Annotated in this window: 13 protein-coding genes; 9 read left to right on the top strand and 4 right to left on the bottom strand. The window is 71.9% G+C overall.

Translation table 11 applies throughout. From position 1 onward, the window contains the following. Positions 1-92 precede the first annotated feature (92 nt). Entirely contained in the window at positions 93-2,903 is a 2,811-nt protein-coding gene (locus QWI33_RS19400) for a helix-turn-helix transcriptional regulator (RefSeq protein WP_289958804.1), read from the top strand. A 27-nt stretch (positions 2,904-2,930) separates the two neighbouring features. Here the strand turns inward: QWI33_RS19400 and QWI33_RS19395 are convergent, their stop codons facing one another. Then, complete coding sequence (locus tag QWI33_RS19395) at positions 2,931-4,313, bottom strand: MFS transporter (RefSeq protein WP_289958803.1); 1,383 nt, start codon at positions 4,311-4,313, stop codon at positions 2,931-2,933. A 213-nt stretch (positions 4,314-4,526) separates the two neighbouring features. Between QWI33_RS19395 and QWI33_RS19390 the strand changes: the two genes are divergently transcribed. Further along, the gene (locus QWI33_RS19390) at positions 4,527-5,129 is read left to right on the top strand and encodes an NADPH-dependent FMN reductase (protein ID WP_289958802.1); all 603 of its coding nucleotides are present in this window, start codon (positions 4,527-4,529) and stop codon (positions 5,127-5,129) included. Between the two features lie 87 nt (positions 5,130-5,216). Next, positions 5,217-7,949: a helix-turn-helix transcriptional regulator gene (locus QWI33_RS19385; protein ID WP_289958801.1), complete on the top strand. Its 2,733-nt coding sequence runs from the start codon at positions 5,217-5,219 to the stop codon at positions 7,947-7,949. Positions 7,950-8,066: 117 nt separating this feature from the next. Here QWI33_RS19385 and QWI33_RS19380 read toward each other — a convergent pair whose 3' ends face one another. Beyond that, a complete protein-coding gene (locus tag QWI33_RS19380; RefSeq protein ID WP_289958800.1) occupies positions 8,067-8,834 on the bottom strand; it encodes an alpha/beta fold hydrolase in 768 nt (255 codons plus the stop codon). Between the two features lie 60 nt (positions 8,835-8,894). Here QWI33_RS19380 and QWI33_RS19375 point away from each other — a divergent pair, with 60 nt between their 5' ends. Then, positions 8,895-9,272 (top strand): MerR family transcriptional regulator, encoded by a 378-nt coding sequence (locus tag QWI33_RS19375; RefSeq protein ID WP_289958799.1) that lies wholly within the window; start codon positions 8,895-8,897, stop codon positions 9,270-9,272. A 79-nt stretch (positions 9,273-9,351) separates the two neighbouring features. Here QWI33_RS19375 and radA read toward each other — a convergent pair whose 3' ends face one another. Continuing rightward, on the bottom strand, positions 9,352-10,758 hold the full coding sequence (radA, locus tag QWI33_RS19370) for a DNA repair protein RadA (RefSeq protein ID WP_289958798.1): 1,407 nt from the start codon (positions 10,756-10,758) through the stop codon (positions 9,352-9,354). A 289-nt stretch (positions 10,759-11,047) separates the two neighbouring features. On the opposite strand from radA, the gene QWI33_RS19365 reads away from it, so the two are divergent. From QWI33_RS19365 to QWI33_RS19350, 4 genes are all read left to right on the top strand, one after another. Further along, positions 11,048-11,914, top strand: coding sequence for an HAD family hydrolase (locus QWI33_RS19365; RefSeq protein ID WP_289958797.1), 867 nt, complete (start codon positions 11,048-11,050; stop codon positions 11,912-11,914). Positions 11,915-11,948: 34 nt separating this feature from the next. Further along, complete coding sequence (locus tag QWI33_RS19360) at positions 11,949-12,968, top strand: LacI family DNA-binding transcriptional regulator (protein WP_289958796.1); 1,020 nt, start codon at positions 11,949-11,951, stop codon at positions 12,966-12,968. Positions 12,969-13,503: 535 nt separating this feature from the next. Further along, positions 13,504-13,863, top strand: coding sequence for an ArsR/SmtB family transcription factor (locus QWI33_RS19355; RefSeq protein WP_208497819.1), 360 nt, complete (start codon positions 13,504-13,506; stop codon positions 13,861-13,863). A gap of 175 nt (positions 13,864-14,038) precedes the next feature. After that, a complete protein-coding gene (locus QWI33_RS19350) occupies positions 14,039-14,890 on the top strand; it encodes a hypothetical protein (protein WP_289958795.1) in 852 nt (283 codons plus the stop codon). 3 nt (positions 14,891-14,893) lie between these two features. Here QWI33_RS19350 and QWI33_RS19345 read toward each other — a convergent pair whose 3' ends face one another. Beyond that, on the bottom strand, positions 14,894-16,057 hold the full coding sequence (locus tag QWI33_RS19345; protein ID WP_289958794.1) for a hypothetical protein: 1,164 nt from the start codon (positions 16,055-16,057) through the stop codon (positions 14,894-14,896). Positions 16,058-16,271: 214 nt separating this feature from the next. Here QWI33_RS19345 and QWI33_RS19340 point away from each other — a divergent pair, with 214 nt between their 5' ends. Next, positions 16,272-17,024 (top strand): DedA family protein, encoded by a 753-nt coding sequence (locus tag QWI33_RS19340; protein WP_289958793.1) that lies wholly within the window; start codon positions 16,272-16,274, stop codon positions 17,022-17,024. Positions 17,025-17,470 lie beyond the last annotated feature (446 nt).

Here is a 17,470-nt window from a genome sequence, read left to right as displayed (position 1 = left end):
CCCAGTCGACCCCAGTCGAATGACAGATGCGAGTAGGCGGTGCTCGTGGCTACGCTGGAGGCGTCCCCGGTCGTCCTGAGGATGGAGCCGCCGTGAAACCCATCGCCCACCCCACGCGCGCGCGCTCGGGCGTCGCCGAACACGGCGCCCCCTCGTTCTCGGACGAGTCCGACCACGCCGACCGGCCGGTGCTGTACGGCCGCGACGTGGAGCTCGACTCGATCCAGGCCCTGCTCGACGGCGCCCGCGTCGGCCACGGCGGCGCGCTCGTCGTTCGCGGCGAGCCGGGGATCGGCAAGTCCGCGATCGTCGACGCGGTCATCCCGCGCGCCGAGGGGTTCACCGTCCTGCGGACCCTCGGCGTCGAAGCCGAGCACACATGGTCGTATGCGGGGCTGCAGATGCTGCTGCACCCGTTGCTGGACCGGATCGACCGCCTCCCCGCAGCCCAGTCCGAGGCCTTGCGGACCGCGCTCGGCATGGGCGACGGCACCGGCCGCGCCCACTCGCTGCAGGTGGGGCTCGCCCTGCTGAACCTGCTCGTGGACGCCTCCGCGAAGCAGCCGGTGTACGTGGTCATCGACGACGCGCACTGGCTCGACCGCGACTCCACCAACGCACTGCTGTTCGCCGCCCGGCGCCTCTCGACCGAGTCCATCACGATGGTCCTGGTCGTGCGGGACGGGTTCGCCCCGGACTTCCCGGCCCCGGGCATTCCGGAGCTGACGCTCGGCCCGCTGGACCTCGATGCGTCGCAGGCGATCCTGGACATGCGCGCCGACGAGATCCCGTTCACCGGCCGCGACTGGATCCTGCGCATGGCCGAGGGCAACCCGTTGGCGCTCTTGGAGCTTCCGGCCGCCGACAACGAGGAGTCGCTGCTGCGCGCCGACACCTCCAACAGCCGCTACTCCACGACGTCCCGAATCAAGCAGGCGTTCACGGAACGCATCATCGCCCTCCCCGAGGGCACGCGCACGATCATGCTCCTCGCGGCCGCCGAGGAGACCGGCGAGACCGCCGTGATCGCCGAGGCCGCCGCGAAACTGGACGCGAGCCTGGACGACCTCGAACCGGCCGAAGTGGACGATCTGCTGCGGTACCACCGCGGCCGCATCGAGTTCGTGCACCCGCTGATCCGTTCCACCGCCTACCATTCGGCGCCGCGGGCCCGCCGCATCGAAGCGCACCGGGCCCTCTCCGAGGCGTTCGGCGACGGCGACATCCGCGCCGCCCGCCACCTCGCCGCCGCTACCACGGGCCTGGACGAGAAGGCCGCCGCCGCACTCGAAGCCATTGCGTCCTATGAGGCCGAACGCGGCGGCTGCGTCGCCGAGATGGCCGCCCTCGAGCGCGCCGCGAGCTTCACCCCTGACCCCTGCCGCCGGGCTCGCCGCCTCACCGAGGCCGCCCAATGCGCCTACGTCGCAGGCATGACCGGCAAGGCCGTCGAACTCGCCGAGGCCGCCGAGCGGCTCACCGACGACCACGTGCTCCTGGCCCGCACCGCGCTCATCCGCGCCACGATCCTCTCCTGGGCCGGGAACTCCAAGGGCTTCGACGTGTGGATGGACTCGGCCGAGCACTACGCCGCGACCGGCCACGAGAACACCGGCTACCCGTTGCTGCGGGGCGTCTGGAACGCCTGGGAGACCGGCGATTTCACGAAGGTGAAGTACGCGTCCGGGCTCGCCTCGAAGTACGGCGGTTCCAACAACGCCTGGGTGCGCCGCCTCGCCCGCGCCGCGGCCGGCCTGAACCGCCAGCCCGACGACACCGCCGGGGAGGCGGTCGACGCGCTGCGCTCCCTCTACGACTACTACCAGCCGCTCCACGAGGACTTCCAGGCCTTCGACCAGGTGCTGGCGGCGCGCTGGCGGTTCCTCGCCGGTGACGTGCCGGCCGCGTACCAGGCCGCGGCCGAGCAGGTGCGGGCATGCCGTGAGCGCGGCGCGATGAGCCCGCTCGTGCAGGCGCTGCTCGTACAGGCGCAGACGCAGTTCCACTATGGACGATATGCGGACGCGCAGGCGTCCGCCTCCAGCGCGATCGAGCTGGCGCACGAGCAGAACGACCGCCGGGCGCTCATGCAGGGCCGCATCTGGGTCCTACTGCCGATCGCCGCCATCCGCGGCGAAGAGCGGCGCTGCCGCGAACTCGTGGCCGCCGCGATCCAGGACGCGCCCGAGGACTCGGTGATCCCCGCCGACACCGCCCTGGGGCTCCTGGAACTCGGGCTCGGCCGCTACGAGGCCGCGTTCGAGCGGCTCCTGCGGATCGCCGAGGGCGTCACGCCCATGGAGGTCCTGATGCAGGTGCCCACACTCGTGGAGGCCGCGTTCCGCTCCGGGCGGCTCCCCGAGGTCAAGGAGGCGTTCGACTGGTTCGCCGACTGGGCCGACGCGACGGGCCGCTCCTACTGGGAGGCGCTCGTGGAGCGCTGCCGGGCGCTGTTCGCGACCGAGGCCGAGGCCGGGACGCACTTCGCACGGGCCGTGGAGCTGCACCGCGCCGACGACATCGACCCGTTCGAGCGGGCCCGCACCGAGCTCCTGTACGGCGAGTGGCTGCGGCGCGTGCGCCGCATCAACGAGGCCCGCGCGCACCTGCGCGAGGCCACCGAGGTCTTCGAGCGGCTCGGCACGGTCCCGTGGACGCAACGCGCCCAAGGGGAACTGCGCGCGGCGGGCGACTCGACGGCCGTCGAGTCCAAACCCGACCTCGCCGAACTCCTGACACCGCAGGAACTCCAGGTGGTGCGCCTCGCCGCCGACGGCCTCACCAACCGCCAGATCGGCGAGCAGCTGTTCGTCAGCCCCCGCACGGTGGGCTACCACCTGTACAACGCCTACCCGAAGCTCGGCGTCTCCTCGCGCACGGAACTGGCGAAGCTGGACCTGTAGCCGTGACGGAGCGGCCCCATGCCCCGGTCACGCCGCCGCCGGGGCCGGGGTCCGCCACGGCTTCGTCGTCACCTGCAGCGCCGCCCCCAGCAGCAGGAGCGCCGCGATCGTCCACGCCGACAGCCGGTAGCCGTCCACCGCCGTCGAACCCAGCCCCCACGCCAGCGCCGCCAGCACCGGTCCCAGCGACGTGCCGATCGTGCGGGTCGTCGCCATGAACGCCCCCGCCGTCCCCGACTGCTCCGGCGGCGCCGAGTTCAGCAGGTACGCGTTCATCGGGCTGTTGAAGACCCCGAACGCCAAGCCCAGCAAGCCGATCCGCGCACCCAGGTCCACCAGGCCCGTCCCCGCCTCCACGAACAGCAGCGGCACCACCGCCACGATCACCAGCCCCGCACCGGCCAGCGAGACCCTTCCCGGCCCGAACCGGTCCGCGAGCCACCCGGCCACCGGGGTCATCAGCGCGACACCGCCGATGAACGTCAGCATCACCGTCGACACCAGCTCCGGGCGCACCCGCTGCACATCCGTGAGCAGGAACGGCAGGCTGAAGTTCAGCAGGCCGCCCACCCCCGACATCAGCGTCAGGCTCAGCAGCGCCCCGCTCACCTGCGGCGACCGCAGCAGCGCCACGGTCGGCGCCGACGTCTTCTGCCGCACCCACACCGCGCCCAGCACCACGCTCGACACCATCGCCCCCAAAGCGATCCACGGATCGGAGTCGACGTACTCGAACGCCAGCAGGAACGCCGCGATCGCCGAACCCGAGGTCGCCACGTCCACCAGGAGCGCCCGGTCCGGCCGCGGCAGGCCCGTCCCGTTGCTCGGCACCGTCACCGCCATCGCCACCAGCGCGATCGCCGACATGACCGCGAGCACCCAGAACAGGCCCCGCCAGTCGAACGCCGCGATGAGGAACCCGCCCACGCCGACCATGCCCATGCCGCCGATCGTCATCATCAGCGCGATCGCCGACATGGCCCGGCCCCGCTGCGTCGGCGCCGCCGACGTGACGATGATGCGCCCGGTCATCCCGAACAGCACCCCGCCGAGCAGGCCGCCGAACGCCCGCGCCGCCAGCAGCAGCCCGAACGAGGGCGCGAGCGCCGCCGCCACTGAGCCGATCGTCAACGCCGCCATGGCGAACACGGCGACGGCCCGCAGGTCGGCCCGGTCGGCGAGGCGCCCCGCGGCGATCGCGACCGCGCCCACCGGGAGCGCGTAGGAGAGCAGGACCCAGGCCGTCGCGGCCTCGGTCACGGTGAAGTCGGTGCGGATCGCCGGGAGCGCCACCGCGAGGGTGGACATGCCGCCGGCGACGACGAGCTGCGCGAAGCCGACGGCGAGGATCGCCCCCCATCGGGTGGCAGTGGCCTCCGTGGCCGCGGTGTTTGCCGTAGTAGTAGTCATGGCGGCCACGCTAAGCGGCGGTCGACCTGCCCCGCATCCGTCGCTCGACGGGCATCCGCGACCGGTCACTGCGCCGCGGGCCGCAGCACCCCGCCGGCGGCGACGTGCCCGGCGGTTCCAGTCGCCGCCCAGTCGGTCGACGGATGTCCCCCCGGTCGGTCCGTCCGTAGCTTCGTCCTCACCAGCCCGAAGCCACGAAGGAACGGAACCACCATGAGCGACAAGCTGAACCTCGCCGTCATCATCGGCTCGACCCGCGAGGGCCGCTGGGCCCCCGCCCCCGCCAAGTGGATCGCCGGCGTCGCCGAGCAGCACGGCGGATTCGACGTCGACCTCATCGACCTGCTCGACGCCGATCTGCCCCAGCACCTGGTCGAGGACGACATGTGGTCGACCGAGGCCGACCCGTCCGCGCCCGTCGCGGCCCTCTCCGAGCGGCTCCACCGCGCCGACGCGTTCGTGGTCGTCTCAGGCGAGTACAACATGTCGATCCCCGCGTCCCTGAAGCACGCGATCGACTACTACATGAACGAGTGGGCCGCCAAGCCCGTCGGCATGGTCACCTACGGCGGCAAGATCACCGGCGGCCAGAACGCCGCCCAGCACCTGCGCCAGATCTTCCCCGAGCTGCGCACCATGACGATCCGCAACACCATCGCGTTCCCGCGCTTCTACCAGCACTTCGACGACCGGGGCGAGTTCACCAAGTTCGGCGAGACCGAGTCGGCGGCCAAGACCCTCCTCGACGAGCTGCACTGGTGGGCGCTGGCACTGGCCAACGCCCGCAAGGCGACGCCGCTGCCGAACCCGTTCTAGCCCCCGCCGGGCCGGGTCTGGGCAAATCGTCCTAAGACCCGGTCCGGGGTCCTGACGGGAGGCGGAAGCGCAGGTACCGTTGCTGGCGTGCTGTACGGACGCGATTCTGAGACCGCCGCTCTCGCCGACCACCTCGCCGCCGCCCGCGAGGGCCGGGGCTCGGCGCTGGTGGTGCGCGGCGAAGCGGGCATCGGCAAGTCGAGTCTGGTCGCCGCCGCCGCCGCCGCCGAGAGCGCCGCCGATATGACCGTGCTGCGCTGCACCGGCGTCGAGTCCGAGCACGCCTGGTCCTTCGCGGGCCTCCAGGCGCTCCTGCTGCCCCTCGCCGGGCACCTCGAGGCGATACCCGAGCACCACGCGTGCGTCCTCTCCCGCGTCCTCGGCCTCTCGGCCGCTCCCGAGAAGGACGCGCCGCCCGGGGACCTGCGGTTCACCGTCGGCCTGGCCGCCCTGAGCCTGCTCACCGAGGCGTCCGGGCACCGGCCCGTGCTGTGCGTCGTGGAGGACGCCCACTGGCTCGACCCCGACTCCGCGGACGTCCTGCTGTTCATCGCCAAACGCCTTGCGGCCGAAGCGGCGCTGATGGTCTTCACCGTCCGGGAGGGGTACGCCCCCGAGTTCCCGGCGCCCGGCCTCGACGAGCTGCGCCTGGGCCCGCTCGACGACGAGGCCGCCGCAGCCCTCCTCGCCGAGCGCCTCGGCACCCACGGCTTCACCGACCGCGGCCAGCTCCTCCATGCGGCCGAAGGGAACCCGCTCGCGCTCCTGGAACTCCCGCTGGTCGACTCCGACGCGCGCCTGGCCGCGGACTGGACCGGCCGCCGCTCCACGACCAGCCGCCTCAAGCAGGTGTTCGGCGACCGCATCGACCGCCTCCCCGAGCCCACCCGCACGCTGCTGCTCGTCATCAGCGCCGACGACTCGGCGGACACCGGCCTCGTCATCGACGTCGCCGGGAAGCTCGGTGCCCAGCTCACTGACCTGGCGCCCGCCGAAGCGGACGAGCTGGTGCACTTCCACGGCGACCGCTTCACGTTCGGCCACCCGCTCATCCGCTCCGCGGCCTACCAGGGCGCGCCGGTGTTCCGCCGCCTGGAGGTCCACCGCGTCTACGCGGAGGTGATGGGCGCGGCCGACTTCCGTCGCGTGTACCACCTGGCCGCTGCCGCCACCGGCCCGGACGAGGACGTCGCCGCGGCCCTGGAGGCCTCCGCCGAGTGCGGCTCCTCCTGCGGCGGCCACGGCTACGAGTACACGGTGTTCGAGCGCGCCGCCGCGTTCACGCCCGACCCGCATGAGCGCGGCCGCAGGCTCCTGCGCGCCGCCGAAGCCGCGGTCGCGGCCGGCAACGGCCCCAAGGCCCGCGCCCTCACCGCCCAGATCGGACGGTTCACCGAGGACCGTGCGATCCTCGCCCGCGCCACCCTCATGGCCGCGATGATCGCCGCGTGGGACAACGACGTCCGCGAGTCCTACCGCCTGTACATGGAGGCCGCCGACCACTACGTGGCCGCCGACATCACCTCGACCGGCTACCCGCTGTTCCGGGCGGTCGAACTCGCCTGGCAGGCAGGGGACTTCTCGCGCGCGGAGGTCGCCGCCGAGTACGCCGAGCGGCTCGGCATCGACCACGCGCCGTGGGTGCGCGACCTCGCGAACGCCACGGCCGGCCTGAACCGCTCCTGCACGGTCACCGTCGCCGAAGCGGTCGCCTCACTGCGGAACCTCATCGGCATCCACACCGGTTTCGGCGAGTCCGTCTCGCCCGAGAACCGGACGATGGTCGCCTGGTGGCAGACCCTCATCGGCGACGTCGACGCCGCCGAGCAGACCGCTTCGGGCACTGTGAGCGCCGCCCGCACCTCGGGCGCGGCAGGGGCACTACCGAGGGCGCTGACGCTCAACGCGTTCACCGAGTTCCACAGGGGCCGTTGGAACGACGCCGAGGCGCTGGCGTGGAACGCGGTGGAGCTCTCGATCGAGCTCGGTCAGCGGATCGGGCCCGTGAAGGCGCGCGCGCACGTGCTCGCCCCGATCGCGGCCCTGCGCGGCGACGAGGAGCGGGTGCGCGAACTCCTGGACTCGGCGTGCGCCGACTCTCCGGGCGAGACGGTCGTGGCCATCGACAACGCGCAGGCGCTGCTCGACTTCTCCATGGGCCGCAATGAGGAAGCACTGGACCGGCTCATGGCGCACCTCGACTCGAACGCCCCGGGGGAGGTGCTCGCGCTCGTCCCGGTCGCCGTCGAGGCGGCCGTGCGCACGGGCGGCCCGGAGCGGACGGCGGACGCGTTCGACTGGTTCACCCAGTGGGCCGAAGCGAGCGGGCAGCCGCACCTGATGGCGCAGGTCGAACGCTGCCGGGGCCTGCTCGCGGCGGAGCGCGAGGCGGGCGCGCACTACGAGCGCGCCGCCGAACTGCACAAAGAGGACGACGGCTTCCCGTTCGAGAGCGCCCGCACCGATCTGATCCTCGGCGAGTGGCTGCGCCGGGCCCGGCGCGTCAACGAGGCGAAGAGCCGGTTGCGCGCCGCCGCAGCGGTGTTCGAGCGGCTCGGCGCGGAGCCGTGGAGCGAACGCGTCCGCCGCGAACTGCGCGCCGCCGGGGACGCCGGCCCGATCGAGGCCGCCCCGGACCTCGCGGACAAGCTCACTCCCCAAGAGCTGCAAGTGGTCCGCCTCGCCGCCGCCGGGCTGAGCAACCGCGAGATCGGCGAGCAGCTGTTCCTCAGCCCCCGCACGGCCGGGTACCACCTGTACAAGGCCTACCCGAAGCTCGGCGTGGCCTCCCGCAACGACCTGACCAGACTGGGCCTGTAGGCGACGGATGGCGACCGGGGCGGCGTCCGCGGCAGTGCGGACGCCAACCGTCTCGACGCGCGGCGGGCGGCGCCGGACCGCGGTGTCCGGCGTCGGCCGGGCGCCGCCCCGGCCGTCTCAGAGGCCGTGCCGGTCGAGGAAGCCGAGCACCAGGCCGTGCCAGGCGTCCGGCTGTTCGGCCATGAGCACGTGCCCGGCTTCGACCTCGGCGAACTCCGCGCCCGGGATGCGTTCGGCGAGGTAGCGGTGGTTCGCCGGGTCCACCAGGAGGTCGGCGGTCGCGCTGATGACGAGCGTCGGCACGGCGATGCCGGCCAGGTCGCCCGTGGTGTCGACCGCGGCGATCAGGGCCGCCTGCGCGGCCGTGCCGCCGGGGATGTTCGCCGCGAGCTGGTCGACAGCGGCGGCCACGTCGGCGGCGGCCATCCCGTTCACGAAATCGGCGCTGAACGCCGAACCGAGCACGAACCGCGCGAACGAGTCCCGGTCCCCGGAGGCGAGCAGCGAGCGCCACAGGTCGAGGGCCAGCCGCAGCCGGTTGTCGGCGCGGGCGATCCCGGCCGCGAGGACGAGCCCCTGCACGCGCTCGGGGTGGCGGGCGGCGGCGCGCACCGCGACGGCGGTGCCGAGCGAGAACCCGATGATCGTGAACCGCTCGGTCGCCGCCGCCGCGACCAGGGCGTCGGCGAGCGAGTCGAGGTCCAGAACCGTGTCGTCCGCCGGGTAGGAGGAGGCGGTGACCGTGTGGCCCTCGGCCAGGAGCGGCATGAGCGTTCCGAAGTTGGACTCGATCCGGCCCCCGCCGCCGTGGGCGAGGACGATGCCCGGACCGGAGCCGTGGATCTCGGTAGTGAGCGCGGGGCGCTGTGCGGAAATGTTCGTCATGCCCGCGACGTTATGGCTTCACATCAGTGTGAAGGCCACACACTTGTGCCGGAGGTCACCATGTTGATCGGCGAGCTGTCGCGCCGCACCGGAGTCAGCACCCGGCTCCTGCGCTACTACGAGGAGCAGGAGCTCCTGCTGCCCGAACGGGACGCCCACGGCTACCGCACCTACCCCGAGGACGCCCTGATGCGGGTCGAGCAGATCCGAAGGCTTCTCGAAGCCGGTGTGTCGACCGCCGAGATCCGGCACCTCATCCCCTGCGCCACCAAGGAAGGGCTGCTGCACTGCGACCATTCGCACGCGGTCATGCGCGGGGCCCTCGATCGGCTCGACGACCAGATCGCCGACCTGAACCGCAAACGCGGCCTCCTGGCGGACCAGGCCGAGACGGTGGCCGCACGCCCCTACGACCCGATCGGGCCGCGACGGGCCTGAACGCGGGCCGAGTAAGTCCACTGCGGAGCGTCGTGGCCGGACCGCGCGGTCCCGCGGCGGACCGTTCCGGCGCCCGCGCTCAGCCGCGGCGGGCCCACGTGCGCGCCGCCGCCTGCTTCGCGTCGTTGATCGTCTCGACCTCCACGACCTCGATCCCGCGGTGCCGCTCGGCGACCGAACCCTTCGGCACGATCGCCGTCTTGAAACCGAGCCGCGCCGCCTCGCCGATGCGCCGGTCCGCGTTCACCGTGCGCCGCACTTGACCCGTGAGGCTCACCTCGCCGATCGCCACCAGGTCCGCGCTCACCGCGATCTCCTGCTCGGCGCTCACCAGCGCCAGTGCCAGCGCCAGGTCCGACGCGGGCTCGCGCACCCGGATGCCGCCGATCGTGGTCGCGTACACCTCGCGGTCGAGCAGGCGCATCCCGCCGCGGCGGGTGAGCACCGCCAGGACCATGTTCAGTCGGGCCTGGTCGAGCCCCGACACGGTGTGCCGCGGGATCCCCCCGTCCTTCACGGACTTGCCGAGCAGCGCCTGCACCTCGACGGGCACTGCGCGGCGGCCTTCCATCGTGACCGTGACGCACGTGCCGGGGGTGGGCTCGGTGGGGGCGTCGTCCAGGAACAGGCCCGAGGGGTCGGCGAGGGACACGATGCCGTCCTCGGTCATCTCGAAGCACCCGACCTCGTCGGCCGGGCCGAAGCGGTTCTTGACGCCGCGCAGGAGCCGCAGCATCGAGTGCTTGTCGCCTTCGAAGTGGACGACCGTGTCGACCAGGTGCTCGAGCGCGCGCGGGCCGGCGATGCCGCCGTCCTTGGTGACGTGCCCGACGAGGATCACGGCCATGTTGCGGGACTTGGCCTCCGCGGTGACGGCGGTCGCGACGGCCTTGACCTGGGTGACGCCGCCGGGCACGCCGTCGGTGTCGGGGGCGATGACGGTCTGCACGGAGTCGAGGATGAGCAGGCCGGGCTTGACGTCTTCGACGTGGCCGAGGACGGCGCCCAGGTCGGTCTCGGCGGCGAGGTAGAGCTCCTCGGAGAGGCAGCCGGTGCGGTCGGCGCGGCGGCGGACCTGCGCGGCCGACTCCTCGCCGGTGGCGACGAGCGCCTTGCCGTACCCGGCTTCGGCGAAGCGGTGGGCGACTTCGAGCAGCAGTGTGGACTTGCCGACGCCGGGCTCGCCGGAGATGAGGGTGACGCCGCCGGGGACGAGGCCGCCGCCCATGACGCGGTCGAACTCGCCGATGCCGGTGGGCAGGCTCGCGGCCTGCGCGGCCGAGACGGTGCCGATGCGCATGGCGGGCTTGGCGGGCCGGCGCGCGGCGGGCAGGGCCGAGGAGCCGGTGCCGATGCTCTGGCGGGGCGGGGCCGCGGTCTCCTCCATCGAGCCCCATTCGCCGCAGTCGGGGCACTGCCCGACCCATTTGGGGACGCGCACTCCGCACGCGCCGCACGCGTAGGCGATTCGCTGGCTCTTCGACATGGCGCCAGCCTACGTTCCGGCCCTGACAGGGCCCTGTTCGAACATGCCGGCCGGGTCCCGCGGTGCCGCGCCGGGCCGGTCCGACCTGCGGCGACGGGGCCGTGTTCGAAAAATCGGGGGCAGGGCTGTCGGACCCGTATGGGAGGGTGTCCTTTTCACTGGTAGTGGTGAAGGTGGGAATGGGCGGGTATCCCGGGGCACCCGGTACGGCGGCGGGAGCCGCCGCGACACTCTCACGCCCGGGGACAAGTGATCGAAACCGGGTTGTACGGCTGTTTAGACTTGCGGCATGAACGCAGCGGAGACGAGCAACGGCTCATCGGCACTCTCGCTCGAACCGGTAGCGGCGCCTGGCCGCACGCGCCCCGGCGCGGCCTTCTTCGACCTCGACAAGACGGTGATCGCGAAGGCGAGCAGCCTCGCCTTCTCCCGTCCGCTCTACCAGGGCGGGCTCCTCGCCCGCCGCGACGTCCTCAAAGTCGCGTACTCGCACCTGCTCTTCCGTCTCGGCGGCTCCGGCGACGAGGTGCAGATGGCGCGCACCCGCGACCAGATCGCGGCGCTCTCGCGCGGCTGGCCCGCCGAGGAGGTCCGGTCGATCGTGAACGAGACGCTCGAGGAGCTCATCGCCCCGTCCGTCTACGCCGAGGCCGCCGCCCTCATTGAAGCGCACCGGTCCGCCGGCCGCGCCGTGGTCCTGGTGAGCGCCTCCGGCGAGGAGATGGTCGCCCCCATCGGGCGGATGCTCGGCGCCACCGATGTCATCGCCTCCCGCATGAAGATCGATGATGACGGCCGGTACACCGGTGAGATCGACTTCTACGCCGCCGGGCCCGCGAAGGCCGAGGCCGTCACGAAGTTCGCCGCCGCGCGCGGGATCGACCTCGACGCGTCCTTCGCGTACTCCGACTCGATCACCGACGAGCCGATGCTGCGCACCGTCGGCTTCCCGCGCGCGGTCAACCCCGACCGCGGCCTGCGCCGACTCGCCCAGGAGGAGGGTTGGCCGCAGCTGACGTTCCGCCGCCCCGTGGCCCTGCGCCAGCCCCTCTCCGGCCCGAATCCGCTCAAGGCCGCGGCCGTCGGCGTCGGCGTTGCGGCTGTTGCGTATGTGGTCTGGCGAGTGTGGAGGGAACGGCGTTTCCGGACCGCTTGAGCAGCGCTTTCCGCAGATGGGTAGCCTCAGCGAGATGGAACGCAAACAACCGGCCCGACTGGCCGACGTCGCCCGAGCCGCCGGCGTCTCGGTGGCCACCGCCTCTCGCGTGCTCAACGGCTCGCCCCACCGGGTGAGCGATCAGCTGAGCGAGCGGGTGCGCGAGGCGGCACGCCGGTTGCGATACGCCCCCAACGTCGGCGCGCAGGTCCTCGCCCGCGCGACCTCGCAGACCGTGGCCCTGCTCCTGCACGACGTGACCGACCCGTACTTCGGGCAGATCGCCGGCGGCGTCCTCGCCGAGGCCGCCCGCCGGAACGTGCGCGTGCTCATCGCCGACACCGGCATCGACCCCGACTCCGAAGTGCAGCACCTGGACTCGCTGCGCGGCTACCGCCCGCGCGCGGTGATCGTCGCCGGTTCGCGGACCACCGACAAGGCCGCGGAGCAGCGCCTCGCCGAGCACCTCTCGGACCTCTTGGAACTGGGCGCCACCGTGGTCAGCGTGGGTCAGCCGGGCCTGCCCGGGCGCGTGGTGCGCCCGGCGAACCGCGAGGGCGCGGCCGCCCTGGCGCGGTTCCTCTCCCAGCAGGGCCACCGCCGCTTCGCGGTGGTCGCCGGCCCCGAGCAGCTGCAGGTCGTGCGCGAGCGGCGCGAAGGGTTCCTCTCGGCGCTGCCCGAGGACGCCGAGGTCGTGCACGTCTCCGCCGAGTTCAGCCGGGACGGCGGCTACCAGGCCGGGCGGGCGCTCCTCGAGGGCGAGCCGCTGCCCACGGCCGTGTTCGTGACGAGCGACGTGCAGGCCACGGGCCTGTGCACGGCGCTGCGCGAGGGCGGCGTGAGCATTCCCGACCAGGTCTCGGTGGCCGGGTTCGACGACATCCCGATCGTGCGCGACCTCACTCCCTCGCTCACGACGGTGGCGCTCCCGCTGCACGACATGGGCGTGAAGGCCCTGGAGGCGGCCCTGGTCGAGGACGCCGAATACCCCGACGAGCTGCTGGTCGCAGCCGAGCTCATCGAGCGCGACTCGACGGCCCGGCCGCGCCCCTGAGTCCGCCTGCGTGAAGCGATTGCAGGGCGGGGCCGATCGGCCCCGCCCTTCGCTTTGCGCACAGATGTGCGCTTTCTCAAGCCCATGTAACGGACCTGAAACATAAGCGGGCTGCGCGAGTGGCGGTATCGCGCTACGCTCGAAATCAAGATGTTCTATATATTGGGACGTCGATCCGAAGGAATCGCGTGAACCGGATCTCAATCACGAGACGGCAACCGCTTAAATATTGGTAGATTTAGATATAACTCCAGGTAGTGCGACATTAACTGAATAACCGTCGCTGTGGCCTGCAAACTGATCTTGTGTCAACGGTAGATCCGCTGGCAAGGCAGGCGTAATCTCGGCGGTGGATCCGGTCAGGGACTTGGTGCAGCCCGAACGAGATCCGAAGGAACCGAAACCCTTTGCGAGCCGGAAGCGTCGTCGTTACCGCCCGGCCACACCGCGAGGGCATATTTAGGGTTGGAACTGGATTAATGGCAGTGCGGCTGAATCCGGTACCGACTGGGACCAATCCGGAAGGAACACGATCATGGTGCGAGTCACCGTCGAGGCTGAGACGCCCGTCTCGCCGGTTAGCGGCGAAACGCTTTCCAAATCCGACGCCGAACGAATCGCGGGTGTCCTCAAAGCACTCGCCGATCCGAACCGTCTCCAGCTCATCAGCTTGATCCAGGCCGCTCCCGAGCAAGAGGCCTGCGTGGCCGAGCTGACCGAGCCCCTCGGGCTCTCTCAGCCCACGGTCAGCCACCACCTGCGCATCCTGGCCGAGGCCGGGGTCGTCGAGCGCGACAAGCGCGGTGTGTGGGCGTACTTCCGCCTCGTCCCCGAGACGATGCGGATCGTCGCCGATCTGCTGACCCCGCCGAAGCGCCGTCCGCGGCGCCGATAAGGGACATGGACGAGCACGGCCGGCCCGCCGGCGTACCGGGTCGGCCGCGAGCGCTCCATCCTGGGGCCGGAAGTGCACGCCGCGCGCAATGCGCGTGTGCGGCACGGACAGTCAACATCGGATAACTGAAAAACGCGAGCTCGACTGAGCTTGCGTCAGGTCATACACTCGTCACATGACCGGTGTGCATCGCAGACGCGGGCGCCTCTCCAAGGAGGGCCGCCGCCTCTTGGGCGGCCTCGCGCTGCTCGCCGTCTTCGCCCCGGTCACCGCGTACACCCTCAACGCCGCGATCGCCCACGTCCAGTCCTGCGGGACGGAAGTGGACCTGCACGTGGCCGCCGCCCCCGAGATGGCCGCGGCACTCGAGGACTTCGTCGCCGCCGGCGGCGGGGCGCCCTCCCGCGGCTCCGACGTGTGCGCCCGCATCACCGTCGAAGCCGTCACCGGCAACGCCGTCGCCGGGACCGAGGCCGACGTGTGGATCCCCGAGACCGTGCTCTGGCGCAACTTCCCCGACGCGGAGGGCGCCGACCTCGCCGGCCAGTGGGACGTCCTCCAGGAGTCGACCGCCAGCGCCGCCGTCGGCCTGGCCCTGCCCGCGGGCGAGAGCAGTGACGGGGTGCTCCTCGACGAGGCCGACGTCGCGCTCCGGGATCCGCGCGGGCACGCCGCGAGTCTCATGTGGATCATCATGTTCGGGGTCGACGAGCACACCCGTGAAGGCGGCGACGGCGCGGCCGTGATGTCCGCGCCCGAGGTCATGGCCGCCGGGGACCCGGATCTGCAGGCGCCCGCGGGCGCGGCGCAGGCCGGGCAGTTCGAGTACCCGATGCTGTCCCGCGCCGATCTGGGCGAGGCCGAGCGGGAGGCCGCGCAGAACCTGCTGCGCTCCTACAAGAGCGAGTCGTACGGCCAGGTGCTGGCCGAGCACGCGCTCGGTCCGGCGGTCTCGCAGTCGGCGCCGTCGTCGGCGGAGATCATCGAGGCGGCGCTGCGGAGCTGGGACGAGCGCGAGGGCGCCTGACCGCTATTCGGCGGCTTTCGACAGGGCCTGGCTGAGGACGTCGTTGAAGACGTGCCAGCCTTCGTCCTCGCGTTCGGACGCGATGTCGGCGGTGGCCCAGGCCTGGAAGGTGCCGTGGGGGTCGGTCACGAACACGCTCAGCGAGCCGCGCCAGCGCCCGTACACCTCGTCGCGCTCGGCGTAGGCGATGCCGCCGTCCATCTCTTCGAGTGGCTGGTAGGGGAGCGCTTCGCGCATCATCTTGCGCGCCGAGCGCGGGCAGTCGCCCGCGCAGGGGAGCCAGCCGACGGTGATCTCGGATTCGCCGTCGGCGGCGGTGCAGACGGCGCTGGCGCCGTCTTCGGCGCAGGTGAAGTCGTCGGGGACCTTGAAGGCGAAGGGCCAGTTCGCGGCGGCGAACGTGGCGGTGGCGGCGTCGTCGGCGTAGGCGCTGCCGCCCACGCGTTCGGCCGGTGCCTCGGGGTCCCATTGGGGCACTTCGTTGCCGGCGGTGCCTTCGGTGGGCTCGGCGGCGGGGCCCTGGGAGACGCCGTCGACCGCGGCGGTCGTGGGGGCGTCGGCCGAACTGTCGGCGCCGTCGCCGGCGGGGTCGGAGAGGACGGCCCAGACGCCGATGACGAGGGCGAGGACGACCACGACGGAGCCGATGCCGATGAGGATCGGTTTGAGCTGCGAGGGCCTCTTGGGGGCGGCGATCATGACCACCGGCGGGGACATCGGCGGGGGCGGGGGCGACGGCTGCCCGGAGAAGCCCGCGGGTGAGGCGGGGGCGGCGGAGCGCTGGGCGGCGGCCATCTGGTGGGCGGCGCGCTGGGCCGCGGCGGCGGGGCCGACGGGGAGGGGTCCGGTGGCGGGGCCGAGGGACAGGAGCCGGTCCATGATGCGGTCGGCGCCGCGCAGGCGCGTGTCGCGCAGGACGACGACGTAGGGCTGCTCGGCTTCGAGGTCGGCGACGAGGATGGGGGCGTCCTCGGGTCCGGCGGTGGCGTAGGCCCAGGCGACGGTGTCGGAGAGGAGGCCGCGGCGGGCGGGGTCCTTGGAGGAGGTGGTGCCGAGGGTGAGGATCTGCACGGGCCGGGCGCTCTCGTCGAGGCCTTCGCAGAGCTCGTAGGCGCCTTCGACGCGCGCGGTCGTGACATCGGTGTACGGCCCGACCGTGCGACTCATCGAAGCCCCCCTCAACTGCGATCCGCGTGCGCTGAACGGGCCGTCACCGGGCGTGCGAGCCGTAAGAAGCGCGGAATTACCACTAAGTATGGCCCGGCTCCGCACGCCTTGCGACACCTGGCCGCGCGGAGTCCGCCGAACGGCCCCCGAGCGCGGGGCGATGTCGGTCAGACGACCGAGGCGGGGGCGAAAGTGAGCCGGTTACGCTGGCGGCGTGACCAACTTCCTCAGCCAAGGCCTGGCACTGGCCACCGCGTCGACTGAGATCCCTGAGGCCGAGGGGCAGGGCGACCTGATCCAGTGGGTGCTCGGCCTCATCGAGACCCTCGGCGAGGTCGGGGTCGGCATCGCCCTCGCGATCGAGTCGGTGTTCCCCCCCATCCCGTCCGAGCTGATCCTGCCGGTGGCCGGGTACCTCGCCTACGACAACAAGATGAACGTCTGGTTGGCGATGTTCTTCGCCGCGCTCGGTTCGATGGCGGGCGCGTACATCCTCTACTACGTCGGGTACGCGTTCGGGCGCGAGCGCACGCGGTGGATCTTCGAGAAGTTCCCGCTGCTGGAGCTCAAGGACTTCGAGCGTTCGGAGAAGGTGTTCGCCCGGTGGGGCGGGGTGGCGGTCCTGGCGGGCCGGTGCCTGCCGCTGGTGCGCAGTGCGATCTCGGTGCCGGCGGGGATCGAGAAGATGCCGTTCTGGAAGTTCACGGGCTACACCCTGGTGGGTTCGGTGATCTGGAACGGGATCTGGATCGGGCTGGGGTTCTGGTTCGGTCCGGCGATCAAGCCGGTGATCGAGGAGTACTCGGGGCTGCTGAGCAAGATCGTGGTCGGGGTCATCGGCCTCTTGTTCCTGTGGTTCGTGGTCGCGCGCACCATCAAGATCATCCGCAGGAAGCGGGGCGGCGGCGACGGCGAGAACGGGAGCGCGGGGCATTCGGACACGATGATCCTGCGCCGCGTGCAGTAGTCGGTTTCACGCTTTCGGGTTGCGGCCCTTCACCTTTGGCAGAGCCGGAGGTGGAGGGCCGCTTCGCGTGCCGGGGCAGACATATGAGTCATCCACATCTTTGTGGTGCGCAACGACGCAATGTTTTCGAATTTCTTCGCGTCTGGGCGTAACCGCACCCGAGCCTCTCCAGTTAGTCAGTGTGGCCGCGTCACAGCGGCCGGGCCGCAGTGTCACCGGCCCATTGAACAGCGAGCGCGGTCCTCGACTCGCCGGCGATCCAGCCGGCCAGGTCGCGGCTGAGGTCCGCAATCGGCAGCAGCGACGCCTCTAAGGCGTCCGCACTGCCTCGAGCCGCTGGTCACCCATTGACAATTCAGCGATCTTGCACCGCACGGCGGTCGATTCGCGCTGCTTCCCCAGCCGTCGACCAGTGTCCGTGAGGTACGGAGAAAGGCAACGAAGCA

The sequence above is a fragment of the Glycomyces tritici genome (assembly GCF_030403505.1).
Note: the sequence above shows the minus strand (reverse complement) of the source record. Positions and strands in the feature narration are given on the sequence as shown.

Excerpts from the sequence above, each read along its gene's own strand:
- QWI33_RS19380 (WP_289958800.1), bottom strand. The coding sequence starts at position 8,834 with ATGACGAACATTTCCGCACAGCGCCCCGCGCTCACTACCGAGATCCAC.
- QWI33_RS19365 (WP_289958797.1), top strand. The coding sequence starts at position 11,048 with ATGAACGCAGCGGAGACGAGCAACGGCTCATCGGCACTCTCGCTCGAA.
- QWI33_RS19355 (WP_208497819.1), top strand. The coding sequence starts at position 13,504 with ATGGTGCGAGTCACCGTCGAGGCTGAGACGCCCGTCTCGCCGGTTAGC.
- QWI33_RS19360 (WP_289958796.1), top strand. The coding sequence starts at position 11,949 with ATGGAACGCAAACAACCGGCCCGACTGGCCGACGTCGCCCGAGCCGCC.
- QWI33_RS19350 (WP_289958795.1), top strand. The coding sequence starts at position 14,039 with ATGACCGGTGTGCATCGCAGACGCGGGCGCCTCTCCAAGGAGGGCCGC.
- QWI33_RS19375 (WP_289958799.1), top strand. The coding sequence starts at position 8,895 with ATGTTGATCGGCGAGCTGTCGCGCCGCACCGGAGTCAGCACCCGGCTC.
- radA (WP_289958798.1), bottom strand. The coding sequence starts at position 10,758 with ATGTCGAAGAGCCAGCGAATCGCCTACGCGTGCGGCGCGTGCGGAGTG.
- QWI33_RS19345 (WP_289958794.1), bottom strand. The coding sequence starts at position 16,057 with ATGAGTCGCACGGTCGGGCCGTACACCGATGTCACGACCGCGCGCGTC.
- QWI33_RS19390 (WP_289958802.1), top strand. The coding sequence starts at position 4,527 with ATGAGCGACAAGCTGAACCTCGCCGTCATCATCGGCTCGACCCGCGAG.
- QWI33_RS19395 (WP_289958803.1), bottom strand. The coding sequence starts at position 4,313 with ATGACTACTACTACGGCAAACACCGCGGCCACGGAGGCCACTGCCACC.